At 68.9% G+C, this 23,693-nt stretch carries 16 protein-coding genes; 8 read left to right on the top strand and 8 right to left on the bottom strand.

Translation table 11 applies throughout. The features are described 5' to 3' along the window. Positions 1 to 36: 36 nt before the first annotated feature. The 4 genes from ABD024_RS03575 to ABD024_RS03590 all read right to left on the bottom strand — a co-directional run bounded on the left by ABD024_RS03575 (position 37) and on the right by ABD024_RS03590 (position 4,674). Positions 37 to 2,418 carry an LPS-assembly protein LptD gene (locus ABD024_RS03575; protein WP_343849761.1) on the bottom strand — a complete coding sequence of 794 codons (2,382 nt, stop codon included), beginning with the start codon at positions 2,416 to 2,418 and terminating at the stop codon, positions 37 to 39. 150 nt (positions 2,419 to 2,568) lie between these two features. Next, on the bottom strand, positions 2,569 to 3,489 hold the full coding sequence (locus ABD024_RS03580) for a histone deacetylase family protein (protein WP_343849763.1): 921 nt from the start codon (positions 3,487 to 3,489) through the stop codon (positions 2,569 to 2,571). 9 nt (positions 3,490 to 3,498) lie between these two features. Continuing rightward, on the bottom strand, positions 3,499 to 4,068 hold the full coding sequence (locus tag ABD024_RS03585; protein ID WP_343849765.1) for a cob(I)yrinic acid a,c-diamide adenosyltransferase: 570 nt from the start codon (positions 4,066 to 4,068) through the stop codon (positions 3,499 to 3,501). Between the two features lie 9 nt (positions 4,069 to 4,077). Then, positions 4,078 to 4,674: a hypothetical protein gene (locus ABD024_RS03590; protein WP_343849767.1), complete on the bottom strand. Its 597-nt coding sequence runs from the start codon at positions 4,672 to 4,674 to the stop codon at positions 4,078 to 4,080. An 86-nt stretch (positions 4,675 to 4,760) separates the two neighbouring features. Between ABD024_RS03590 and ubiH the strand changes: the two genes are divergently transcribed. From ubiH to ABD024_RS03605, 3 genes are read left to right on the top strand one after another with little or no spacing between them, the layout of a single operon-like run. Further along, the gene (ubiH, locus tag ABD024_RS03595) at positions 4,761 to 5,990 is read left to right on the top strand and encodes a 2-octaprenyl-6-methoxyphenyl hydroxylase (RefSeq protein ID WP_343849769.1); all 1,230 of its coding nucleotides are present in this window, start codon (positions 4,761 to 4,763) and stop codon (positions 5,988 to 5,990) included. Further along, complete coding sequence (locus tag ABD024_RS03600) at positions 5,987 to 7,198, top strand: UbiH/UbiF/VisC/COQ6 family ubiquinone biosynthesis hydroxylase (RefSeq protein ID WP_343849771.1); 1,212 nt, start codon at positions 5,987 to 5,989, stop codon at positions 7,196 to 7,198. Before ubiH ends, ABD024_RS03600 begins: the two co-directional genes overlap by 4 nt. Before the next feature lie 59 nt (positions 7,199 to 7,257). Further along, positions 7,258 to 8,052, top strand: a complete 795-nt coding sequence (locus ABD024_RS03605; RefSeq protein ID WP_343849773.1) for a dienelactone hydrolase family protein — start codon at positions 7,258 to 7,260, stop codon at positions 8,050 to 8,052. A 48-nt stretch (positions 8,053 to 8,100) separates the two neighbouring features. On the opposite strand, the gene ABD024_RS03610 is transcribed toward ABD024_RS03605, so the two are convergent. Beyond that, positions 8,101 to 9,561, bottom strand: a complete 1,461-nt coding sequence (locus tag ABD024_RS03610) for a GTPase (protein WP_343849775.1) — start codon at positions 9,559 to 9,561, stop codon at positions 8,101 to 8,103. A gap of 162 nt (positions 9,562 to 9,723) precedes the next feature. Here ABD024_RS03610 and ABD024_RS03615 point away from each other — a divergent pair, with 162 nt between their 5' ends. Together ABD024_RS03615 and ABD024_RS03620 are read left to right on the top strand one after the other, a co-directional pair. After that, complete coding sequence (locus ABD024_RS03615) at positions 9,724 to 13,287, top strand: hybrid sensor histidine kinase/response regulator (protein ID WP_343849777.1); 3,564 nt, start codon at positions 9,724 to 9,726, stop codon at positions 13,285 to 13,287. Positions 13,288 to 13,443: 156 nt separating this feature from the next. Further along, positions 13,444 to 16,989, top strand: coding sequence for a hybrid sensor histidine kinase/response regulator (locus ABD024_RS03620; RefSeq protein WP_343849780.1), 3,546 nt, complete (start codon positions 13,444 to 13,446; stop codon positions 16,987 to 16,989). Position 16,990: 1 nt separating this feature from the next. Here ABD024_RS03620 and ABD024_RS03625 read toward each other — a convergent pair whose 3' ends face one another. Together ABD024_RS03625 and ABD024_RS03630 are read right to left on the bottom strand one after the other, a co-directional pair. Next, positions 16,991 to 17,413 (bottom strand): DNA polymerase III subunit chi, encoded by a 423-nt coding sequence (locus ABD024_RS03625; RefSeq protein WP_343849782.1) that lies wholly within the window; start codon positions 17,411 to 17,413, stop codon positions 16,991 to 16,993. 23 nt (positions 17,414 to 17,436) lie between these two features. Then, positions 17,437 to 18,924 (bottom strand): leucyl aminopeptidase, encoded by a 1,488-nt coding sequence (locus tag ABD024_RS03630; protein ID WP_343849784.1) that lies wholly within the window; start codon positions 18,922 to 18,924, stop codon positions 17,437 to 17,439. 98 nt (positions 18,925 to 19,022) lie between these two features. Here ABD024_RS03630 and lptF point away from each other — a divergent pair, with 98 nt between their 5' ends. The 3 genes from lptF (at position 19,023) to ltaE (ending at position 22,338) form a co-directional block, all read left to right on the top strand. Beyond that, positions 19,023 to 20,138, top strand: coding sequence for an LPS export ABC transporter permease LptF (lptF, locus tag ABD024_RS03635; RefSeq protein WP_343849786.1), 1,116 nt, complete (start codon positions 19,023 to 19,025; stop codon positions 20,136 to 20,138). Then, entirely contained in the window at positions 20,135 to 21,235 is a 1,101-nt protein-coding gene (gene lptG, locus ABD024_RS03640) for an LPS export ABC transporter permease LptG (RefSeq protein ID WP_343849788.1), read from the top strand. Before lptF ends, lptG begins: the two co-directional genes overlap by 4 nt. An 83-nt stretch (positions 21,236 to 21,318) precedes the next feature. Next, positions 21,319 to 22,338 (top strand): low-specificity L-threonine aldolase, encoded by a 1,020-nt coding sequence (gene ltaE, locus ABD024_RS03645; RefSeq protein ID WP_343849790.1) that lies wholly within the window; start codon positions 21,319 to 21,321, stop codon positions 22,336 to 22,338. Here the strand turns inward: ltaE and ABD024_RS03650 are convergent. Then, positions 22,313 to 23,611 (bottom strand): polyhydroxyalkanoate depolymerase, encoded by a 1,299-nt coding sequence (locus ABD024_RS03650; RefSeq protein ID WP_343849792.1) that lies wholly within the window; start codon positions 23,609 to 23,611, stop codon positions 22,313 to 22,315. The two genes, ltaE and ABD024_RS03650, sit on opposite strands and share 26 nt — an antisense overlap. Positions 23,612 to 23,693 lie beyond the last annotated feature (82 nt).

Here is a 23,693-nt window from a genome sequence, read left to right on the forward strand (position 1 = left end):
CAGTGGAAAGCCTGGGTCGCCGGGGCGAACGTGCGTTTATTGATAGCCGAGAATATCACGGCGCAGCAGTGGATCGATTTGGCCGCCGGTGGAACCCAGCCCCTTGAAAACCACCTCGAACATGACGGCATTGTCGCGATGGTTGATATTGCCGCCTGCCGGAACCGGGCCGAACCCGTAGTAGCCCTGGTTCACGTAACTGCGACCGACCAGCCGCAGCGACACGCAGCAGCTGTCGTACTCCACGCCCGCCAGCGCATCTACGCTCTGGCGGTCCTTCACCGAATAAGTCCATGCGCCCACCAGCCGCCAGCGCTCGGACACCGGGTAGACCACCGAAGCGCTGTATTGTTCCAGCAGGCCACGGCGATAGCGGTACGAGAAGTTGAAGATGCCGTCGGTACGCAGGCGCCGCTGCAGCTGCACTGCTGCCATGTCGGTGAGGCGGGTGTTCGGGCTCCACTGGTAGGCGCTGTTCAGGCGCCAGCGGTCGCTGAGCTGCACGTCGAGCTGGGCCACGTAGGCCGAGCGGACCCAGTCGGTAGCCAGCACTTTCTGCGGGCTGAAATAGCGGATCTGGCCGATGCTGGCCGACACCCGCTCGACACCGCTGTCGTCGAGCAGCCGGGTGGTGAGTGCGGCGGTGAGATTGTTCGCATCCATCTGGCGATCGGCACCGGAGAACCGGTTGGTCGAGAACAGCTGCCAGTAGTCGAACGACATCACGTTGGTGTCGAACAGCGGCAGGTTGTTCTGGTTGCGGTACGGCACGTACAGGTAGAACAGCCGCGGCTCCAGGGTCTGCGTGTAGCTGCTGCCGAACAGCGTGGTGCTGCGGTCGAACACCAGCCCGCTGTCGAGGCTGACGACCGGCAGCGAACGACTCGGCGACTTCTGGTCGAACGGCGTGGTCGCACCGCTGCCGAGCGGCCCGCGGTAACCGTAGTCCTGATAGTCGCTGCCCAACTGGTAGGCGGTGTAGCGGTAGGCGAGTCGCGGCCGCACGAACCAGGCGGAGGTGCCGAAGTCGGCGGCCAGGTAGGGATACAGATCCTCGCGCTGGCCTTCGACGAAACCGGTCTTGCGGAAGGCCACCGCCGAGCTGTCCATGCCGAATTCCAGCCAGCGCGACAGCGGCACGTCCATGCTGAACTTCGCGTACGGCAGCTGCCTGTACGGCAGGCCGCGATCGGTGACGAACGGGTTCACGTTCTGGTAGATGGTCCCGCCGAAGGAGGCGTTCCACCATTTGCCGCCGCCCACGATCGCGGCATTCGAGCCCAGCGTGTAGATCGCCGCGTGGGACAGGGCATCGCCATAGTCGTACAGGTAGCTGCTGTCCGAGGCGTGGTTGTACGAACCCACGAACTGCCAGCCTTTCCACAGCAGCGTGCGATCGGAGAACTTGACCAGGTAGCGGGAGTCGCCCTGGGTGTCGGCGAGGCCATCGCTCTCGCCGTGGTCGTTCGGCACGTATTCCAGGTTGAGCTGGCCGCGGCTGCCCGGCGTCAGATAACGGAATTCACCAGCCAGCATCGCGCCGCGCTCGCTGTAGATGCGCGGGTCCAGCGTGGCGTCGTAGTTCGGCGCCAGGTTCAGATAGTACGGCGTGCTGATCTCGAAACCGGAACGGCTGGTGTTGCCGACGGTCGGGTAGAGGAAACCGCTCTTGCGCCGGTCGTCGGTCGGGAAGGTGAAATACGGCAGGTACAGGAACGGTACGTTGCCCAGTCGCATGGTGGCGCCGCGCGCCACGCCGACGCCGGTGGCCTGGTTGATGGTGATCGACTTGGCGCGGAACTCCCACAGGTGGTGGCCGACGTCGCAGGTGGAATACGTGGCCATTGAATAGCGGGCGTGCTGGGCGTCCAGCATGTGGCCCTGTTTGGCCACGCCGTTCCCGCGCGCGTCGAGCATCTGGTAACGCACGTCGTCGGCGATGCCGCGGCTGGCGTCGGTGTTGCCGCGCATGTGCGAGGCAGCCAGCAGCTGGCCGGCCTCCTGGTAGCGCACGTTGCCGCGGGCGTCGTAGTCGGTGTTCTCGTTGTTGTAGTCGATGCGGTCGGCCTGCAGCAGCTGGTCAGCACGTTCCAGCTTCACTTCACCGGACAGGCGGTAGACCGACTGGTTGGAGCTGTCCACGTGCTGCGCCTGCACTTGGGTCGGGCTGGTTTCGCGCAGGCTGACGTCCTTGCCCAGGCTCGGGTCGTAGAACTCCAGCAGGGCATTGGGCCGGCACATCGCATAGTCGAGTGGGCGTGGCGCGCAGTGGAACGAACCCAGCGGACAGGCCAGGTCGGTCTGGTTCGCGGGGCTTGCGGGGGAGGACTGGGCGTTGCTGGCGTCGGCCTGGCCGCCAAACACGGCGAGGGCGGCAGCAACCGCCAGCAGGCGGCGTGGAGGTAGCTTGGGCGTCACGGGGAATCTGCCGGCTTCGAAGGCTCGTTAAGCTAACAGAAAGACCCCCCGGGCGGCAGATAAAGGTTTCCCGCTGCACGCCGGGATTCAGCATGGGCGGGCATCAGGCGGGAGGAAATTCGATGCGGGATGCAGCGCGCATCGCAGGTTTTACGCGATGAGGGCGCTGACGTGCGCGCTCACGCTGGCGGCGAGCGCGGCCAGGTCGTAGCCGCCTTCCAGGGTGGAGACCAGCCGCCCGCCGGCATGTGCGTCGGCGAGCGCGGCCAGGCGTTCGGTGATCCACGCGTAGTCTTCGCTGCCCAGCCGGATGTCGGCCAGCGGATCGTTGCGGTGGGCGTCGAAGCCGGCCGAGACTAGCACCAGCTGCGGCTTGAACGCATGCAGCCGCGGCAGCAGCACGCTGTCCCACAGCTCGCGGAACTCGTGCGAGCCGGCGCCGGGCGACAGCGTGCCGTTGACGATGTTGCCCACGCCGCGTTCGTCCTCGCGGCCGCTGTCCGGATACAGCGGCGACTGATGGCTGGAGGCGAACAGCACGCGCGGCTCATGCTCGAAGATGGCTTGCGTGCCGTTGCCGTGGTGCACGTCGAAATCGGCGATGGCGATCCGCTTCAGACCGTGCGCGAGCAGTGCGTGGGCGGCGGCCACCGCGATGTTGTTGAACAGGCAGAAGCCCATCGCCCGGTCGCGCGTGGCATGGTGACCGGGCGGACGCACCGCGCAGAATGCACGCCGTGCCGTGCCGTCGAGCACCGCGTCGACCGCCGCGACCACGGCGCCGGCCGCGCGCAGGGCCGCGTCGGTCGAGCCGGGTCCCATCACGGTGTCCTGGTCCAGGGCGAGCATATCGTCCGGCGGCGCACCGAGCAGGACCTCCTCGACGTGGGCGGCGCTGTGCACCCGCAACAGTTGTTCGCGGGTGGCCCGCGGCGCCTCGATGCGATCGAGGGCGGCGTAGCGGTCGTGGTCCAGCGCCTGCAGCACCGCGTGCAGCCGCGCCGGTCGCTCGGCGTGGCCCGGGCCGGGGTCGTGCAGCAGGCAGGCAGGGTGGGTGTACAGCCGCAGCATGCGGCGGGCCTACTTCGTGGAAGGCTTGCGGCGGCGCTCGTGCTGCCACAGCACTTCGCCGTGGCCGCTGGCGCGGGCCAGCACGCGCGAGATCACGAACAGCAGGTCGGACAGCCGGTTCAAGTAGCGTTGCGGCTGGTTGCGAATGTCTTCCACCCGCGACAGCGCGATCACTTCGCGCTCGGCACGACGGCATACCGTGCGCGCCAGGTGGCCGCAGGCCGCGGCCATGCCGCCGCCGGGCAGGATGAACTCCTTCAGCGGCGGCAGCGGTTCGTTGAGGGCGTCGAGGATGCGTTCCAGGCGGTCGATGTCGCTGTCCTCGACCATCGCCATGCCGGGAATGCACAACTCGCCGCCGAGGTCGAACAGGTCGTGCTGCACCTGGGTCAGCGCCTCGCGCACCTCGTCGCTGATGCCGTCGGCGGCCAGCAGCATGCCGATCGTGCTGTTGAGCTCGTCCACCGTGCCGTAGGCGTTGACCCGCAGTGAATCCTTGCCCACGCGCGAGCCGTCGCCGAGGCCGGTGCTGCCGTCGTCGCCGGTGCGCGTGTAGATCTTCGAGAGCCGATTGCCCATCGCGCCGGCTTAGTGGCTCAGACCCGGCTGGCCGGAACCGCGCAGGGTGCGCGCCAGCAGTGCCGCGCCCACGTGCAGCGCGGCGCCGATGCCCACATACAGCGCGGTGGTGCCCAGGAACGGCAGGTACCAGTCGCCCAGATTGACGAACCAGCTGGCGGAGCTGCGCGGCAGCGGCACGCTGGCACTGAGCCAGTAGAAGCTGCCGTTGGAGATCAGGTAGGCGACCGTCTCGCTGACCACCAGCGCCACCGCGGCCAGGCCCAGCGTGGGCAGGCGCAGGCCGGACTGATGACGGGCCAGCCAGCTGCCGCCGAACCACAGCGCGCCGAGGTACGCCGGCATCGTCCAGTACGCCGGCGAGACGCAGTAGTGAGTCCAGAAATCGAGGCCGGCGCCGGTGATCACGAAGAAGTCGACCAGCACCGCCTCGGCGATCAGCAGCGGAAACGCCCAGCGCGCGGAGCCGCGCAGCCAGAAGCCGGCCAGGAAGAACACACCCCACGAAGCGTCGGGCAGCGCGCTGAAATGATGCAGGCGGGTGGCCGCCATCACCAGGGCCAGCATCAGGAAGATGCCGATGCGTTGAGTCTGCGTCTTGGCCATGGGGTACTCCGTGTGGGATCTGGACAGACCGCTAGTCTAGCCCAACGCGCTGCAACGCCGACAGCGCCAGCGCGTATTATCGGCGCATGAATGTCCCCGAATCCCCCGTCACGAGCGAGTCTGGCGTGCTGATCGTCGGTGGCGGCCTGGTCGGCGCCAGCTTGGCTATTGCGCTGGATGCCGCCGGCATCGCCGCCACCCTGGTCGAGACTGCTGCACCGCGCGCCGACGCCCAGCCCAGCTACGACGAACGCAACCTGGCGCTGGCCCGCGCCACCGTCAACGGACTGGAGGCCATCGGCGTGTGGCGGCATGCCGCCGCTCGCGCCACGCCGATCGAACACATCCATGTCAGTCGTGCCGGCGAGTTCGGCAGCGCGCGCATCGACGCGGACAGGCAAGGCGTCGACGCCCTGGGCTGGACCCTGCCGGCGCGCGAACTCGGTGCAGCGCTGCTGCGCCGGCTGGACGAATGTACCCGGCTGACTCGGCTGGCGCCGGCCACCCTGTCCGCGCTGCTGCCGCTGGCCGGCGGCTGGCACGCGCAGGTGCAAACCGCCGACGGCGCGCGCAGTCTCGACACGCCGCTGCTGGTCGGCGCCGACGGCACGCAGTCGTTCGTGCGCGCGCAACTCGGCATCGACGCCGAGCGGCATGACTACCGGCAGACCTTGTTCGTCTGCACGGTCACGCCGGAGCGCGACCACGCGAACCGCGCGTACGAGCGCTTTGCCGACGACGGTCCGGTCGCGCTGCTGCCGCTGGCCGAGCGCCGCTGCGGCCTGGTGCTCACGGTGTCCGCCGACGAGGCCGATGCAGTAGCCGCGCTGGGCGATGCCGGTTTCATCGAACTGGCGCAGCGCCGTTTCGGCTGGCGCCTGGGCCGGCTCAGCCGGCCGGGCAAGCGTCACCCGTATCCGATCCACCGGGTCGCTGCCGCGCAGCTGACCGCACCGCGTGCGGTGCTGGTGGGCAATGCCGCGCAGACCGTGCATCCGATCGGCGCGCAGGGTTTCAACCTGGGTCTGCGCGATGCGCTGACCCTGGCCGAGTTGGTGACGGCCGCGCCTGATCCGGGCGCAGCTGGTTTGCTGGAACGCTACGCCGTGCGGCGCGCGCCGGATCGTGAAGGCACCATGACGATGAGCCACGGCCTGGTGCAACTGGCCTGCCTGCCGCAACCGCTGCTGGCACCGCTGCGCTCGTTGGCCTTGCTCGCCTGTGACGGGCTGCCGCCGCTGCAACGCGCGCTGGCGCGACGCGGCATGGGTTTTCGCGGCGAGCCGCCGCTGGCGGTAATGGAGCGCCTGCCATGAATACCCCGCTGCAAGACATGCCTTCCCGGCGTCGCGCACCCGCGTTGGACGTCGCCGTGGTCGGCGGCGGCATGGTCGGCGCCGCCGCTGCGCTGGCGCTGGCACGGGCCGGCTTCAGCACCGCCTTGCTGGAGGCGCGCGCACCAGCAGCATGGGACGCGAACGCCGAGATGGATCTGCGCGTGGTCGGGCTGGCACCGTCGTCGGTGATGCTGCTGGACGAGTTGGGCGTCTGGACGTCCATTCGTGAAGCTCGCGCCGGTTCGTATTCGCACATGCACGTATGGGACGCCGAAAGTGGCGCGGCGATCGACTTCGACGCGGCCAGCGAGGGGCGCGACCGGCTCGGTTACATCGTCGAGAACAGCCTGGTGCAGTGGATGTTGTGGCAGGCGCTGGAAACCGCTGGCGTGCGCCGCTTGTGCCCTGTCGCGGTGAAGGGTTTTGAGGCGCGCGAGGATCGCATTCAGCTGGAGCTGGCGGACGGCGAAACGCTGGCTGCCGGCCTGCTGGTGGCCGCCGATGGTGCCGCTTCGCCGCTGCGCCAGCTGGCCGGCATCGGTACGCGCGGCCGCGATTACGCGCAGCGCGCGGTGGTGGCGCACGTGGCCACCGAACGCCCGCACGAAGACACCGCGTGGCAACGTTTCCTGCCGGGCGGGCCGCTGGCGCTGCTGCCGCTGGCCGACGGGCGCAGCTCGGTCGTGTGGTCGCTGCCCGAAGCCGAGGCGCGGCGCGTGCTGGCGCTGGACGAGCAGGCCTTCCTGGATGAGCTGGGCGTGGGCAGTGATTTCCGGCTGGGCCGGATCGTCGCCGCGACGCCGCGTGCGGCGTTCCCGTTGAAACTGCAGTTGGCCGAGCGCTACCAGGCCGATCGTTTCGTGCTGCTGGGCGACGCCGCGCACGCGGTGCATCCGCTGGCCGGGCAGGGCGTCAACCTGGGTCTGCGCGATGTGGCCGAATTGCGCGACACGCTGGTCGCCGCGCGTGCGGCCGGCCGCGACATCGGAGCCGTCGATGTGCTGCGCCGTTACGCGCGTCGCCGGCGCAGCGCCGACACGCTGGATGCGCTGGGCTTCGACGCCTTGGCGCGCATCTATGCATGGCAGTCGCCGGCGCTGGTCGCCGCGCGCGGCGTCGGCGTACGTCTGCTCGATCGGCTCGCGCCGCTGAAGCGGAAACTCTCGGAACACGCTGCGGGATTTTAGTCTTCGCGCCCCTTTCTGCGCGCAGGGAGAGGTGCTGCCAACCCACCGGAGGATTGACCATGCGTATCGCCCGACTCTGCTGTCTGCTGTTGCTGGCTGGTTCAAGTTTTGCCGCCCAGGCGAAGATGGTGCACCGCCCGGTCGAATGGACGCAGGACGGCACCCGCTTCCACAGCGTGCTGGTTTACGACGATGCCTCGAGTGCGAAGCGCCCGGGCCTGGTGATGGTGCCGAACTGGTACGGCATCAATGACGTGGCCGTAAAGAAGGCCGAAATGATCGCCGGCAAGGATTACGTGATCCTGCTCACCGACATGTACGGCGCCAGCGTACGCCCTCAGCCGGGCAACGCATCGCAGGCACAGGCGGCGGTGAAGCCGCTGTACGGCGACCGCGCGCTGATGCGCAAGCGGATCAACGTGGCGCTGGAGCAGTTGAAAGCGCAAGCCGCGAACGCGCCGCTCGACGCGGCCAAGCTGGCCGCGATCGGCTTCTGCTTCGGCGGTTCGGCCGTGCTCGACCTGGCGCGCAGCGGCGCGGACGTCGCCGCGGTGGTATCGTTCCACGGCGGTCTGGACACCGACAATCCGGCGCTGGCGAAAAACATCAAGGCGCGCGTGCTGGCGATGAACGGCGCCGACGACAAGGGCACCATGCCGGACGCGGACAAGTTCATGGACGAGATGCGCATGAGCCCCGCCGACTGGCAGTTCGTGGTGATCGGCCATGCGGTGCACTGCTTCACCGAAGTCGGCGAGAACTCGCCCGGCTGCCGCTACGACGAACGCGCCGCCGCCCGCAGTTATCGCCTGATGCACGACTGGCTGCGCGCGGCGTTCGCAGGCACGCCATAGCGATACGCAGGGCGACAGCCCTGTTCGCAACAATCGGTGCAGCACGGATCAGTCTGTGCGCTCGCGCACTGCTTCCATCGTCAACGCGGCCAGCTGACGCAGCCGCGTGCCGCCGGCGTCGGCGAGGAGTTCCTTGAGGCGGGCGCCGGCGTCATTCTGGTCGAGGCTGTGGCGTTCGGCCAGCGAGGCGGCCAACGCGCGGCCCATCGAGTCGAAGATCAGCGCGTAGGCGAATGCGTGCAGCACGCCGCCGCCCAGCGTGCCGAGGCCGGGGAACGCCTTCAGCGCGTTGCCGGCGACGGCCAGCACGATCGAGCTGCCGGTGCGCAGGGTGAGCCTGGCCTGCTGCACGAAATCCTCGATCTGCACGTCGCTGACCTTGACGCCGTAAAGTTCGGCGAGCGCGCGGGTGAGGCCGGTGGCAAGCACGCCCTGAATCACCAGGTCGCTGCCCGGCGCCACCGCGGCGAGCGCGCCGACGATCGCGCGACGCGCGTACTTGCGCACGATGCGCTCGGCTTCCTTGGCGCGGGTTTGTGCTTCCAGTGTGCCGGTACGCTGGTGCAGGCCGGCCAGCACCGCGTTCTCGCGCAGGTCTTCCAGGCCTTCGGTCCCCGGCGCGGTGAGCCGTTCGAGTGCCTGCAACAGCGGTTCGATCGCGGGTTTGCGTTGGCGTTCGACCGACTCGATGCTGCCGTCGGCGAGCTGGCGCTGGTAGCGCTCGCTGCCGCCGGCGCTGATCGCCAGCACCGCGCTGGCGATGCCGCGCGCGTGCCGGCGCAGGCGCGCCAGCAGTTGATCGAGTTCGCTGCTGCTCCATTGGTCGGCCTTGTTCAACACCAGCAGCAGCGGCTTGCCGAAGTCGGCCAGCCAGCGCAACTCGTCGGCCTGGCTGCGGTTGAGATCACCGGCGCAGAGATAGATCACCGCGTGCGCGCGCAGCGCTTCTTCGCGCGCCAGCGTTTCGTGCGCCTCGCCACCCGCTTCGCGGCTGCCGGGCACGTCGGCCAGCACCAGCGAGCGGCCGTCCGGCAAGCCGCCGTCGTAGTGGCCGACGGCGCGGGTGGTGCCGCCGCGTGCGTCGCTGGCGATTTGCGCATGCGGCGCCAGCGCGCGGATCAGGCTGGACTTGCCGGTGGAGATTTCGCCGAACAGCGCGACGTAGACGCGTGCGCTGGCGCGGCGGCGATCGAGCTCGCCGAGTTCGGCCGCCAGCGCGCCGGTGTCGGCGCCGCGTTCGCGCAGCTGGCCGATGCGTTGTTCCAGGCTGCCGCGATCGGGCACCGGCAGCGGCCGGCGCTTGCGGCGCGGACGCAGCAGCCACCACAGCACGCTCAGGCCGGCCGCGGCGAAGATCAGCAGCACGCCGCCAAGTGTCCATTGCAGCCACGTCGGCAAATCCAGGAAACGCTGCGCCAGCGCCAGTGCGCGTTCGGCGGCGGCGAACAGCAGCCATAGCAGCGCGGCCATGGCTAACGCGGTGAACAGCAATCGCAGGCGTCGGGACATCCGCGCATTCTAGCCAGCTTCTTGTGGCCGACTTTGCGCAGATCCTGCTCGCGCCCGGGTCGGGGTTTTGGCACTATCGTGCATTGGGGCATGGCCACGGCCGAAGCCGGCGCGGATTTCGCAGCACCGGTTCGCGGGGGACTGATGGGGAACAGATCAAGGTTGTCCGCTTGGCTGCTGGGCGTGGTCCTGGGCGCGTTCGTGTCCATGCCTGCTGCCCTGGCGGAACCCACGGTGCCCAGCGCACAGACAGCGGGCCCGCTGCCGACGCCGCAGTTCCGCCGCTACGAGACGGCGAATGGCCTGCCCAGCGGGGCGATCTATGCCGTGGCACAGGATCGCAACGGCCTGATGTGGTTCGGTTCGGCCGGCGGTCTGGTGCGTTTCGACGGGGTCGACTTCACGGTATTCCGGCATGTCGTGGGCGATCCGCTGTCGCTGCCGGCGAATCAGACCTACTCGCTGTTCGTCGATCGCGACAACCGGGTCTGGGCTGGTGGCGTCTCGACCGGGCTGACTGTCTACGACCAGACGAGCGGCCGCTTCCGGCACTGGGAGCATGACGACGACAAGCCGGACAGTCTCGCCAACAACGAAGTCTGGAGCATCGCGCAGACCGCCGACGGCCGGATCTGGGTCGCTACGCAGGATGGGCTGGACCGCCTGCGGGCGGACGGCAGCGGTTTCGATCACATCCCGCTGGATGTCGACGGCAGCCACACCGGATCGTTCGGCGCCACCCGCGCGCTGTTGGCGGAGGCCGACGGCCGATTGTGGATCGGCGCACACAGCGGCCTGTACCTGCGCCAGCCGGACGGCACGATCCACCGCGTGCCGGTGGATCCGGCCTTCCATGGCGAGATCGGCAAGGTCTGGCATATCGATGGTGGCGATGGCGAAGTACGGGTGGCGCTGGAGGGCGGCCTGCTGGTGATCGGCGCCGATGGCGTGGCGCGTCCGCTGGCGAGCCCGCAATTGTCGTCGCTGCGCATCCTCAGCAGTGCCCGCGATGCGCAGGGCCGCTTGTGGATGGGCAGCTTGAACGGCGTCTGGCTGGATGACGGCAACGGCCCGCTGCAGCACATCGTCGGTCAGCCGCTGCTGCCCGGTGGCCTGCCCAGCGACCGCCTGTGGCAGGTGTTGCGCGATCGCGAGGGCGGGCTCTGGTTCACCTTCGATCAATCCAGCGTCGCCTACCTGCCGCCGGGCTGGAATGGTTTCACCCGCTTCACCCACGTTCCCGACGATCCGCAGAGTCTGTCGAACATCGCCGCGCTGTCGGTGCGCCGCAGCCGCGACAATCAGCTGTGGGTCGGTGGCTTCAACGGATGGGTCGACAAGCTGGATCCAGCCACCGGCGTCGTCAGCCATGTGGTGAAGGGCCTGCGCGGCAACCTCGCCTCGCTCGCGGAAGACACCCGCGGCCGGCTGTGGCTCACCGGGCCAGGCGAGATCTACCGCTACGACCACGGCAAGCTGACCGCCCTCGAAGCGAAACAAAGCCACATCAACCGGCCCACCGCGCTGGTTGCCGGCGACGATGGGCGCGTCTACGTGTCCTCGTGGGGCGAGGGCGTGTTTGCGCTCGATCCCGACAGCCTGGTCGCGACTTCGGTGATGCCGGCGGATGCGCCGAGTGACACCCGCTTCCACGACCAGTTGAGTTTCCATGCGGGCCACCTGTGGTATGCCAGCGCCGGCGGCCTGCTGCGTGGCGATGGCCCGGACCAGCGGCTGGCCTTCGTGCCCGGTGTGCCGCGCCACGAAATCCTTGCCTTCGCGTTCGATGCCGGTGGTTTCTGGACTGCCACCGACCAGGCGCTCGAGCACTACCGGCATGCCGCTGATCGCGCTGAGCGCGATGCCAGCGTCGACATCAGTCGCATGCCGTTCGCCGCCGACCTGATGGCCATCCAGATTGACCACCAGGGCCAGCTGTGGCTGTTCGCCAACCCGGGGTTGTGGCGGTTCGAGCCAAAGACGAAGCAGTTCACCGCGTTCGGCCCATCGCAGGGCCTGTCGAGCAGCGAGTTCACCAACGGTTCGATCGAGATGGCGCTGGACGGAACGCTGTTCGCTGCCAGCAGCGGGGGCGTGATGGCGTTCCAGCCGGAGCGGCTGGCCAAGCCGGAGCAACGCGGTGCCCCGCCGGGACTTACGCTGACCCGTGTCACGGTGCGGCGGGACAACCGCATCCAGCCGCTGGCGCTGGGCCAGCCGATACAACTGCACTGGCGTGATCGCGACCTGCACGTCGAGGCCAGGGTGGCGTCGTTCGTCGATCCGGCCGCCAACCGCTACCGCTTCCGCCTGCACGGCTTCGACGGCAACTGGGTGGATGCCGCCAATCATGGCGAACGCGAGTTCGCCGGGCTCGGCGCCGGCGATTACACGCTGGAAGTGATGGGCGCCGGTGCGGATGGCAAATGGAGCGCGTTGACAACGCCACTGCACATTCATGTACAGGCACCGCCGTGGGCGCGCTGGTGGGCATGGCTGGCCTATGTGCTGCTCACCGCCGCGATCGTCGGCCTGATCCTGTACAGCTGGCGCCGGCGCCTGGCGCAACGGCATCACGTACAACTGGTCGAGCAGCAACGGCAGATGGCGGAGGCGGCGAGCGCGGCGAAGACCCAGTTCCTGGCCACGCTGAGCCACGAGATCCGCACGCCGATGACCGGCGTGATGGGCATGGCCGAACTGCTGCTGAGCACGCCGCTCGATCCGCAGCAGCACGATTACACGCAGGCGATGCAGCGTTCCGGTGGGATGCTGCTGAAGCTGCTCAACGACGCGCTGGACCTGGCCCGGATCGAGGCGGGCAAGCTGGAACTGGAGCCGGTACCGTTCGACCCGCGCCAGCTGCTCGACGACGTGGCGCAGCTGGAACAGGGCCTGGCGCACACGAAAGGCATCCGCTTCGTGCTCGACGCGACTGAGGACCTGCCGGCGCAACTGCTCGGCGATGCGCTGCGCATCAAGCAGGTGCTGTTGAACCTGGCCAACAACGCGCTGAAGTTCACCGAGCACGGCAGCGTGACCTTGCGTGCGCAGCGGATCGACGGCGGCCTGCAATTCAGCGTCAGCGATACCGGGCCGGGCATTTCCGAAGCCAGCCAGTCGCGGCTGTTCCAGCGCTTCGAGCAGGCCGAGGGACCGCAGCGCCGTGCCGGCAGCGGGCTGGGCCTGGCGATCTGCCGCGAGCTGGTGGACATGATGGGTGGCAGCATCGAGCTGGAGTCGCGGCTGGGGCACGGCAGCACGTTCCGCGTGCGTCTGCCGCTGGCCGAGCCGCCACCCATCACGCCTGTGATGGATGTCGCGGCGGACCGCCGCTACCGGCTGCTGCTGGTGGAGGACGACAGCATCGTGGCGGCGGTGATCCGCGGCTTGCTGGAGCGCGAGGGGCATGCGGTGGTGCATGTGGTCAATGGGCTGGCCGCGCTGGCCGAACTGGCACATGCCGGCTTCGACGCGGTGCTGCTGGACCTGGACCTGCCCGGCGTCGACGGCTTCCAGGTCGCCCGCCTGATCCGCCAGCGCGAACACGCCGCGCAGCACTTGCCGATCGTGGCGGTGACTGCGCGCTCGGGCAGCGAGGACGAGGCGAAGGTGCGTGCGGCGGGGATGGATGGCTTCCTGCACAAGCCGCTCAGCGGCGAGCAGTTGGCTGATGCGCTCGCGCGGGTGGTGCCCGCAGCGCCGCTGACCGACGCGTCCGTCTGAACCGCACGCGCCTGTCGGCGCAGGCTCGCGCCGGCATGAGGGTTTTGGCATCATGGCGGCACGGGACTGGAGCCGACACGACGCCTCGTTCGCGAACGACAGGTTTGTGTACGGCATGGCGCAGGCGGGATGGGAAGCCCAAAGGGGACAACCTTGATGCTTTCAGCAGTCTTGCTGGCCCTGGCCCTGGCCACGCCCGCGTCGAGCGTGCCGGCGCCTCCGGTTGCCGCGCTTCAGGCCGACCCGCTGCCAACCCCGCAGTTTCGCCGCTACGACACCTCGGATGGGTTGCCGAGCACCAATGTCTACGCCGTGGCGCAGGACCGCGACGGCGCGATCTGGTTCGGCACCAAGGGCGGCCTGGCGCGTTTCGACGGCGTCGGCTTCAAGGTGTTCCGGCATGCCGAGAACGATCCGGGCTCGCTGTACAACAACGGCATCGCCACGCTGACGGTCGACCGGCAAGGTCGCCTGTGGGCCGCCGGCCTGAACGCGGGGTTGAACCGCTACGACGACGCCAGCGGCACGTTCCGGCATTGGGGGCACGACCCGGCCGATCCCGCCAGCCTGGCCAGTGACCGGGTCTGGGCGGTCGCACAGACCGCCGACGGCGCGCTGTGGGTGGGCAGCGCGGGCGGGCTCGACCGGATGCGCCCGGACGAGAGCGGGTTCGAGCATGTGGTCGATCCGCTGCTCGGCGCGACGCCGGCGGAGGTCGGCACTGTCGCCGCCCTGTACCTGGATGGGCACGGGCGGATGTGGATCGGCAGCAGCCACGGCGTGTTCGTGCGCGAAGCGGATGGCACGATCCGCCGCGTACCGTCGGCCGAGCCGCGGCAAACCATCGACGCGTGGCGGATCGACGGCAACGACGACGAAGTGCGCATCGCCGGCACCGACGGCCTGTGGATCGTCGGTGCGGACGGCGTGGCGCGACGCTTCGGCGTCGGCGTGATTCCCAAGACCAATGTGATGAGCAGCGTGCGGGACACCGCCGGCCGGTTGTGGACCGGCACGCAGAAGGGGCTGTTCCTGCAGACGCAGGCAGGCGGACCGGTGACTGCGGTGACCGACCAGCCGGTGCTCTACGGCAACCTGCCGGGTACCTGGGTGTGGCAGTTGATGGTCGATCGCGAAGGCGGGTTGTGGGCGGTGCTGTACGACGGCGGCGTGGCATATCTGGCGCCGGGCTGGAGCCGGTTCAGCCGCTTCACGCACATGCCGGACGATGCATCCAGCTTGCGCGATGCGATCGCGACCACGATGGCGCACGGCAAGGATGGTCGCCATGTGTGGGTGGGCCAGCGCGGCGGCCGGATCGACCGGCTCGACCCGATGACCGGCGCGGTCGAGCACGTGCTGTCGGGGCTGCGCGGCGACGTGGTGGGCATGACCGAGGATGCGAAGCAGCGCCTGTGGGTGGTGGTGCAGGGCGCGCTGTATCGCAATACCGACGGGCGGCTCGACCGGGTCGATCCGGCCGGTGCGATGATGCAGCGCCCGCTGGAAGTCGAACCCGGGCCGGACGGCCAGATGTATGCGCGCACCTTCGGCCGAGGCCTGTTCCGCATCGACCCGGAGACGCTGGCGGTCCATCCGATGCCGATGGACGGCTCCAGCGACAAGGTGCGCTGGGGCAGCCAGATGACGCTGCGCGACGGCATCTTCTGGTACGCCAGCGACGGCGGCATGATGTGGCTGGACAAGGCGCGGGATCGTTTCGTGATGGTGCCGGGCGGACCGGCCGGGCAATCCGTCGATGCCTTCGATTTCACCGGCGCCGGACTGTGGATGGCCAGCGCCGACGGACTGACGCACTACAGTCGCCGCGGTGACGGTATCGTGGCCGATCGCCGGGTCGACGCGTCACATGGCTGGCCGTCGGTCAATGTCACCGACTTGCGCGTCGATGCCGCGGGTCGCGTCTGGGTGTTCGGCCACGACGGCCTGTGGCGTTTCGATCCGGACACCGGTGCGTTCCGTTCGTTCGGCCTGCAGGACGGCCTGACCAACGGCGAGTTCTTCCGCGGCTACGCGCGGATGCCGAACGGCTATATCTACGCCGCCACGCTGGGTGGCGTGGTGGCGTTCAACCCGGACCGGAGCCACCGGCAAACCAGCGTGCCGCAGATGGCGCTCACCCAGGCCCGGGTACACCGCCGCGGCGCCACGCAGGTGCTGCCGATCGATACGCAACCACTGCAAATCGGCTGGCGCGACAGCCAGCTCGGGGTCGATGCGCGGGTGTTTTCCTACATCGCCCCGTCCGCCAACCGTTACCGTTTCCTGCTGCATGGTTTCGACAGCGACTGGGTGGACACCGGCAATCGTGGCGAGCGCGACTTCACCGGGCTGGGCGCCGGCGACTACACGCTCGACGCGATGGCTGCGGGCGCCAATGGTCTGTGGGTGCACCTGGCCACGCCGCTGCGCATCCATGTGGAAGCGCCGCCGTGGCTGCGCTGGTGGGCGTGGGTGATCTATGCACTGCTGCTGGTGTCGGTGGCCGGCCTGATCCTGTACAGCTGGCGCCGGCGCCTGGCGCAGCGGCATCACGTGCAACTGGTCGAGCAGCAACGGCAGATGGCGGAAGCCGCCAGCGCGGCGAAGACGCAGTTCCTGGCCACGCTGAGCCACGAGATCCGCACCCCGATGACCGGCGTGATGGGCATGGCCGAACTGCTGCTGAGCACGCCGCTCGACCCGCAGCAGCACGACTACACGCAGGCGATGCAACGTTCCGGCGGGATGCTGCTGAAGCTGCTCAACGACGCGCTGGACCTGGCCCGGATCGAAGCGGGCAAGCTGGAACTGGAGCCGGTACCGTTCGACCCGCGCCAGCTGCTCGACGACGTGGCGCAGCTGGAGCAGGGCCTGGCGCATACCAAGGGCATCCGCTTCGTGCTCGACGCGGCCGAGGACCTGCCGGCGCAACTGCTCGGCGATGCGCTGCGCATCAAGCAGGTGCTGTTGAACCTGGCCAACAACGCGCTGAAGTTCACCGAGCACGGCAGCGTCACCTTGCGTGCGCAGCGGATCGACGGCGGCCTGGAGTTCAGCGTCAGCGATACCGGGCCGGGCATTTCCGAAGCCAGCCAGTCGCGGCTGTTCCAGCGCTTCGAGCAGGCCGAGGGACCGCAGCGCCGTGCCGGCAGCGGGCTGGGCCTGGCGATCTGCCGCGAGCTGGTGGACATGATGGGTGGCAGCATCGAGCTGGAGTCGCGGCTGGGGCACGGCAGCACGTTCCGCGTGCGTCTGCCGCTGGCCGAGCCGCCACCCGTCACGCCTGTGATGGATGTCGCGGCGGACCGCCGCTACCGCCTGCTGCTGGTGGAGGACGACAGCATCGTGGCGGCGGTGATCCGCGGCTTGCTGGAGCGCGAGGGGCATGCGGTGGTGCATGTGGTCAATGGGCTGGCCGCGCTGGCCGAACTGGCGCATGCCGGCTTCGACGCGGTGCTGCTGGACCTGGACCTGCCCGGCGTCGACGGCTTCCAGGTCGCCCGCCTGATCCGCCAGCGCGAGCACGCCGGGCAACACCTGCCGATCGTGGCGGTGACCGCGCGCCAGGGCAGCGAGGACGAGGCGAAGGCGCGCGCGGTGGGGATGGACGGTTTCCTGCGCAAGCCGCTCAGCGGCGAGCAGATGGCCGACGCGCTGGCGCGGGCGGTGAACAGTGCGCCGACGTCGGTGCCGGCGTGAATCACATGTCGTACTTGTGCAGCTCGAAACCCAGTCGCTGGTATTCGCGCCAGCGCGTGCGCGAGCCGTCGCGTGCGGCCGGGTCGGCGGCCACCACTTCCAGCACGCGCTGGTAGCGACCGGCGGGGCAGGTTTCGCGCAGGTTGATCAGCAGCGGCCGGTCGGCGCTGTCGACGCCGGGTGGCACGATCAGCACCGCGGCTTCGTCGTCGTCATCGTCGCCGGCCAGCTGGTGCGGAATCATCGCGTCGTCGTCGAATTCCCACAGCAGTTCGTCCAGCGCATGCGCCTGATCGTGGTCGCGGGTCAGGATCAGCGTCGGCTGCTGTCCCGCAAACGCCTTTTTCGCCAGCTCGCAGACCAGCAGCAACGGCTGCTCGCGAAAGCGCGGCTTGTCGATCAGGTAGAAGTCGGCACGTGGCATGGCAGGTCGGCTCCGGGATGCGCTCAGCCAGCGCGATCCAGCAGCCACTGCGCGAGCAGCGCCACCGGGCGGCCGGTGGCGAGGCCCTTGCGGCCTTCCTCCCAGGCGGTGCCGGCGATGTCCAGGTGGGCCCAGCGCTGGCCGTCGGTGAAGCGCGACAGGAAGCAGCCGGCGGTGATCGCGCCGGCGCTCTTGCCGCCGATGTTGGCGACATCGGCAAAGCCGGAGTCGAGCTGGGCCTGGTAGTCGTCCCACAGCGGCAGGCGCCAGGCGCGGTCGAGCGTCTCCTCGCCGGCGGCGAGCAGCTCGGCGGCGAGGTCGTCGTGCTTGCTCATCAGGCCGGTGGCATGCTTGCCCAGCGCGATCACGCAGGCGCCGGTGAGCGTAGCGGCGTCGATCAGTGCCTGCGGCTGGTACGTCTGCGCGGTGTACGTCAGCGCGTCGCACAGGATCAGCCGGCCTTCGGCGTCGGTGTTCAGCACTTCGATGGTGAGCCCGGACAGGCTGGTCAGCACGTCGCTGGGGCGGTAGCTGTCACCGTCGGGCATGTTCTCCACGCTGGGCACCACGCAAACCAGATTGAGCTTCAAGCCCATCTTCACCGCGGCTACAAACGCGCCGAGCACGCCGGCGGCGCCGCCCATGTCGAATTTCATTTCCTCCATGCCGGCGCCGGGCTTCAGGCTGATGCCGCCGGAGTCGAAGGTGACGCCTTTGCCGACGAACGCATACGGCTTGTCGCCGTCGTTGCCGCCCTTGTACTCGAGTGCGATCAGGCGCGGCTTGTTGACCGAGCCGCGCGCCACCGCCAGCAGCGAACCGAAGCCGAGCTTCTCCATCGCGACGTCATCGAGCACGGTGCAGCTGACCTTGTCCTGCGTATCGGCGAAGGCCTGCGCCTGCGCCGCGATATACGCCGGGTTGCAGATGTTCGGCGGCAGGTTGGCCAGCTCGCGGGCGAAGCGCACGCCGGCGGCGATCGCCACGGCCTGGTCGAGTCCGCCTTGCGCGTCGGTACCGGCGGCGAATGCCAGCGCGGCCAGTTCGGTCTGCTTGTTCTTGTCGCGCGGCTTGAATGTGGCGGTGTAGCGATAGGCGGCGTGGTCACTGGCCAGCGCGGCGATGCGCACGCGCCAGGCGCTGTCGCGACCGGGCACGTCCACTTCGGTGAGGTAGGACGTCGCGTTCGCCACCGGCAGGCGGCCGAGCGCGCGCGCCGCCTCGATGTTCACCTTCTGGTAGCGCGCGGCGTCGAACGATTTCTGCGCGCCCAGGCCGACCACCAGCACGCGTTGCGCGGCGACGCCGGTCGGTGCGAACAGCAGCGTGGTGCTGCCGGCCTTGCCGCTGATGTCGCCGCTCTCCACCTGGCGCTTGATCACTCCGCCGGCGGCGCTGTCTACCTGGGCAGCCGCACTGGTCAGCACGCCCTGTTCGTACACGCCGACCAGTACGCAGGCGCTGTCGACGGTGGCGGGGGCGGCGGTGCCGAGGCTGAACTGGAGTGTCATCGGGGTGGTTCCTGCATGGGCCCGGCAGCGGCCGGACAGGCTAGACTTGCGGTTTGCCGGCCGATCGGCCGAACCGTTAAAGCGGACAAGTTTATCGCATGCTGAGCATCCTCGACCGCTATTTCCTGCGCGAGCTGGCGCAGACCGTGGCCGCCACCGTAGTGGTGCTGCTGGTGGTGGTGGCTGGCAGTGCGTTCGCCAAGGTGCTGCAGCAGGTCGCCAGCGGCAGCTTCCCGGCCAGCGTGATGTTCCAGGTGCTGGGCCTGCGCACGCTCGACGGCCTCACCAACATGCTGCCGCTGGCCAGTTTCATCGGCGTGCTGCTGGGACTGGGGCGGATGTATCGCGAGAGCGAGATGCACGTACTCGCGTCGTCCGGCATGGGTCCGCGCGGACTGCTGCGGCCGGTGCTGATCCTCGGTGCAGTGCTGGTGGCGATCACCGCGCTGGTCTCGCTGTGGCTGGGGCCGTGGGCGGTGCGCACCAGCGATGCGATGGTGGCTGCGGCGAACCGTTCGGTGATCGCGGCCGGGCTGGATGCGGGACGCTTCACCGAACTGCCGGGCAAGGGCGGCATCATCTTCGTCGACAGCCTCAGCCGCGACGGCAGCAAGCTGGGGCGTACCTTCGTGGCGACCCAGAGCGACAGCAAGGACGGCCCGCCGCACCTGAAGGTGGTCAGCGCGGCCAGCGGCGAGCTGTACCAGGAGAGCAACGGCGACGGCCGCTTCATCGCGTTCAAGGACGGCTGGCAGTACGACATTCCGCTCGGCGTGAACAACTGGCGGCAGATGCAGTACCAGCGCAACGACACCTCGCTGTCCAACGTGCAGGCCGATGAGGACGACGATCCGGCGCATTCGAAGAGCAGCTGGGCGCTGTTCCAGTCGGACGACCCGGACGATCGTGCCGAATTCGCCTGGCGCGCCAACGCGCCGCCGCTGACCCTGGTGCTGCTGCTGCTGGCGTTGCCGCTGTCGCGGCAGAGCCCGCGTGAACCGAAGTACGGCCGGCTGCTGCTGGCCGTGGTCACGTTCTATCTCTATTACACGCTGCTGGCACTGGGCCGTGCGCAGATCGGCAAGGGCCACTGGCACAACGAGGCGCCGCTGTGGGCGCTGCATGCGCTGGTGCTGGCACTGGCCGGCTGGATGCTGTGGAAGCAGTATTCCCCGCGCAAGTTGCGTGCGACGCAGCCGGGTGCGCCGGCATGACGATGTTCAACGTCAAGCGGGTCGACCGGCTGGTGGCGATGAGCGTGCTCGGCTCGATGCTGATGGTGTGGCTGGTGCTGACCGGCTTCGATGCGGTCACCCAGCTGTTGCGCCAGCTCGGCAACGTCGGCAAGCACGGCTACACGCTGAGCAATGCGGTGGCCTACGTGCTGGTGACGTTCCCGCGCCGCGCCTACGAGATGTTCGGCAATGCCGCGCTGATCGGCGGCCTGCTCGGCCTGGGCGGACTGGCCGGCACCGGCGAGCTCACCGCGCTGCGCGCGGCCGGCATGTCACGCTTGCGCATCGCCGGTTCCGCGGTCGGCGTGGTCGCGGTGCTGATCATCGGCGTGGTGATCATGGGCGAGACGCTGGCGCCATGGGGCGACCAGCAGGCGCAGGTGATGCAGACGCGGGCCAAGCCCGGCAACCTCGGCATGGGCACCAGCAGCGGCCTGTGGGCGCGCGACGGCGACGACGTGATCAACGCCCGCGGCACCTCGCTGAAACAGCGCGACGGCGTCGGCGCGGTGCAGCTCAGCGACGTGCGGGTGTTCACCTTCACTGCCGACGGCAAGCTCAACCGCCTGGTATGGGCGAAGACCGCCGAGCACGACGGCCGGCAATGGGTGCTGCACGACGTGCGCGTCACCACGCTCGATGCGCAAGGCACGCACACCGGTACCGTGGCCGCGTTGCCGTGGAAGTCCAGCCTCGATCCACAGGTACTGGCGCAGTCGGTGATCCAGCCGCAGTACCTTTCCATGCGCGACCTGCGCCGCAACATGGCTTACCTGGAAGGCAACGGGCAGAGCCCCGGGACTTATGCGGTGGCGTTCTGGGGACGTGCGCTGTACCCGTTCAACGTGCTGGTGCTGGTGTTGTGCGCGATGCCGTTCGCGTTCGGTTCGCTGCGTTCCGGCGGGCTGGGCAAGCGCATGTTCATCGGCATCCTGCTCGCGCTCGGCTGGTATTTCCTGCAGCAGGCGATGGTGAATTTCGGCACGGTGTACGGCATGCCGCCACTGCTGGCGAACCTGCTGCCGGCGTCGATCCTGGTGGTGGCGGCCTGGCTGTATTTCCGAAGGCGCGTCTGACCGCGTCGCCGACGACGCGCGCACTTGCCCGGAACGCCTGATGCGGCCAAGCTGTTTGCTTTGCCGACAGCAAGGGGTGGGCCGTGGAATGGGTTGATTTGCGCAGCGATACGGTGACGCGTCCGACCGCCGCGATGCGCGCCGCGATGCTGGCGGCCGACGTCGGCGACGACGTCTACGGCGAGGACCCCACGGTCAACGCGCTGCAGCAGCGGCTGGCCGACGAGCTCGGTTTCGACGCCGGGCTGTTCGTGACCAGTGGCACCCAGTCCAACCTGCTCGCCTTGCTGGCGCACTGCGAACGTGGCGACGAATACCTGGTCGGCATGGACGCGCATACCTACAAGTTCGAGGGCGGCGGCGCCGCGGTGCTGGGCTCGATCCAGCCGCAGCCGATCGTGCAGGCGGCCGACGGCACCTTGCCGCTGGAACGCATCGAAGCGGCGATCAAGCCGGTCGATCCGCATTTTGCGCGCACTCGCGTGCTGGCGCTGGAGAACACCTGGCACGGCCGCGTGCTGCCGCTGGATTACCTCCAGGCTGCCCACGACGTGGCGCGCGCGCATGGACTCGGCCTGCATCTTGACGGCGCGCGCCTGTTCAACGCCGCTGTCGCCGGTGGCGTGCCGGCGCGCGAGATCGCGCGGCATTTCGACACGGTGTCGGTGTGCCTGTCCAAGGGGCTCGGTGCGCCGGTCGGTTCGGTGCTGCTCGGTTCGCACGCGCTGATCGACAAGGCGCGGCGCTGGCGCAAGGTCACCGGCGGCGGCTGGCGTCAGGCCGGCATCCTCGCCGCGGCGGGACTGCACGCGCTGGACCATCACGTCGCACGGCTGGCCGACGATCACCGCCGCGCGGCCTACCTGGCCGGCCGCCTGCGCGAGATCGCCGGCGTCGACCTGCTCGGCCAGTACACCAACATGGTGTTCGTCGACGTGCCCGCCGAGCGCCTGCGCGAACTGGACGTCCATCTGCGCGAGGCCGGCATCCGCATCAGCATCGGCTACCTGCCCACACTGCGCCTGGTGACGCACCTGGACATCGACGACGACGGCATCGAGCGCGTCGTCGCGGCGTTCAGCGCGTTTTTCGCGCGCGGCTGACCTTCGCCGCGCCGCGCGTGTCTGCCGGGGCGGCGTCGAACTCGCGGATGAAATCGCGCACCTGCGGGTAGACCGTTTCGCGCCAGCGGCGGCCGCTGAAGATGCCGTAGTGACCGGCGCCTTCGATCACCTTGTGTGCGCGGCGTTTGGCCGGGATGCTGCTGCACAGGTCGTGCGCGGCTTCGGTCTGGCCGAGGCCGGAGATGTCGTCCAGTTCACCCTCGATGGTGAGCAGGGCGCTGCGCCGGATCGCGGCGGGATTCACCCGCTCGCCGGCCACGTCCCACAGGCCGCGCGGCAGCAGGAATTGCTGGAACACCTTCTCGATCGTGTCGAGATAGAACTCGGCCGGCATGTCCAGCACGGCGTTGTACTCGTTGTAGAACTTGCGATGCGACTCGGCGTCATCGAGGTCGCCGCGCAGCAGGTCCTGGTAGAAGTCCCAGTGTGAGCTGAGGTGTCGACCGGGGTTCATCGCGATGAAGCCGGCGTGCTGCAGGAAGCCCGGGTAGACTTCGCGGCCGCGGCCGGGATAGTTCGATGGCACGGTGTGGATCACGTTGCCCCTGAACCACGACAGCGGCTGGTTGGTGGCCAGGTTGTCGACGCTGGTGGGGCTGCGCCGTGGGTCGATGGGGCCGCCCATCATGGTCAGGCTGCGCGGCGTGTCTTCGCCGCGTGCGGCCATCAGCGACACCGCGGCCAGCACCGGCACGGTCGGCTGGCAGACCGAGATCACGTGCAGGGCGGATGCGCCGATGTGGCGGATGAATTCCTCGATATAGGCAACGTAGTCGTCCAGCCCGAACGGGCCGGCCGCGGCCGGCACCATGCGCGCGTCGACCCAGTCGGTGATGTAGACCTTGTGGTCGCGCAGCAGCGTGCGCACGGTGTCGCGCAGCAGCGTGGCGTGATGGCCGGACAGCGGCGCCACCACCAGCACGATCGGATCGTTCTTCATCTTCTCGATGGTGGACGGATCGTCGCTGAAGCGCTTGAAGCGCTTCAACTGGCAGAACGGCTTGGCCAGCGCGACTCGCTCGATCACCGCGATCTCGTGGTCGTGCGCGGTGGCGGTGTGGATGTCGAACTCGGGCTTCTCGTAATCCTTGCCGACGCGATGGACCAGCTCGTAGCCGGCGGCCATCCGCTGTACGCCGGGCAGCTGCGCGAACGGGCTGCTGCTGTCGTTGAGCATGCGCGCGCTGGCCTGCGCGAAGTGGCTCAGCGGGCCGAGGAACGCGCGTTGCCATTCATGGATCTGATAGAGCATGGGGGATAGGTGCGCCGCAAACGAAAGAACCATCTTAGCGCCGTTTGATCCCTGCGTGTTGCGACGCCGCAATCACGGTACC

Source organism: Rhodanobacter soli (assembly GCF_039523495.1).
GTDB lineage: Bacteria > Pseudomonadota > Gammaproteobacteria > Xanthomonadales > Rhodanobacteraceae > Rhodanobacter > Rhodanobacter soli.

Bases quoted from the DNA above. Each gene is read 5' to 3' on its own strand.
- ABD024_RS03580 (WP_343849763.1), bottom strand. From the start codon at position 3,489: ATGCTGCGGCTGTACACCCACCCTGCCTGCCTGCTGCACGACCCCGGC.
- ABD024_RS03585 (WP_343849765.1), bottom strand. From the start codon at position 4,068: ATGGGCAATCGGCTCTCGAAGATCTACACGCGCACCGGCGACGACGGC.
- ABD024_RS03590 (WP_343849767.1), bottom strand. From the start codon at position 4,674: ATGGCCAAGACGCAGACTCAACGCATCGGCATCTTCCTGATGCTGGCC.
- ubiH (WP_343849769.1), top strand. From the start codon at position 4,761: ATGAATGTCCCCGAATCCCCCGTCACGAGCGAGTCTGGCGTGCTGATC.
- ABD024_RS03600 (WP_343849771.1), top strand. From the start codon at position 5,987: ATGAATACCCCGCTGCAAGACATGCCTTCCCGGCGTCGCGCACCCGCG.
- ABD024_RS03605 (WP_343849773.1), top strand. From the start codon at position 7,258: ATGCGTATCGCCCGACTCTGCTGTCTGCTGTTGCTGGCTGGTTCAAGT.
- ABD024_RS03610 (WP_343849775.1), bottom strand. From the start codon at position 9,561: ATGTCCCGACGCCTGCGATTGCTGTTCACCGCGTTAGCCATGGCCGCG.
- ABD024_RS03620 (WP_343849780.1), top strand. From the start codon at position 13,444: ATGCTTTCAGCAGTCTTGCTGGCCCTGGCCCTGGCCACGCCCGCGTCG.
- ABD024_RS03625 (WP_343849782.1), bottom strand. From the start codon at position 17,413: ATGCCACGTGCCGACTTCTACCTGATCGACAAGCCGCGCTTTCGCGAG.
- ABD024_RS03630 (WP_343849784.1), bottom strand. From the start codon at position 18,924: ATGACACTCCAGTTCAGCCTCGGCACCGCCGCCCCCGCCACCGTCGAC.
- lptF (WP_343849786.1), top strand. From the start codon at position 19,023: ATGCTGAGCATCCTCGACCGCTATTTCCTGCGCGAGCTGGCGCAGACC.
- lptG (WP_343849788.1), top strand. From the start codon at position 20,135: ATGACGATGTTCAACGTCAAGCGGGTCGACCGGCTGGTGGCGATGAGC.
- ABD024_RS03650 (WP_343849792.1), bottom strand. From the start codon at position 23,611: ATGCTCTATCAGATCCATGAATGGCAACGCGCGTTCCTCGGCCCGCTG.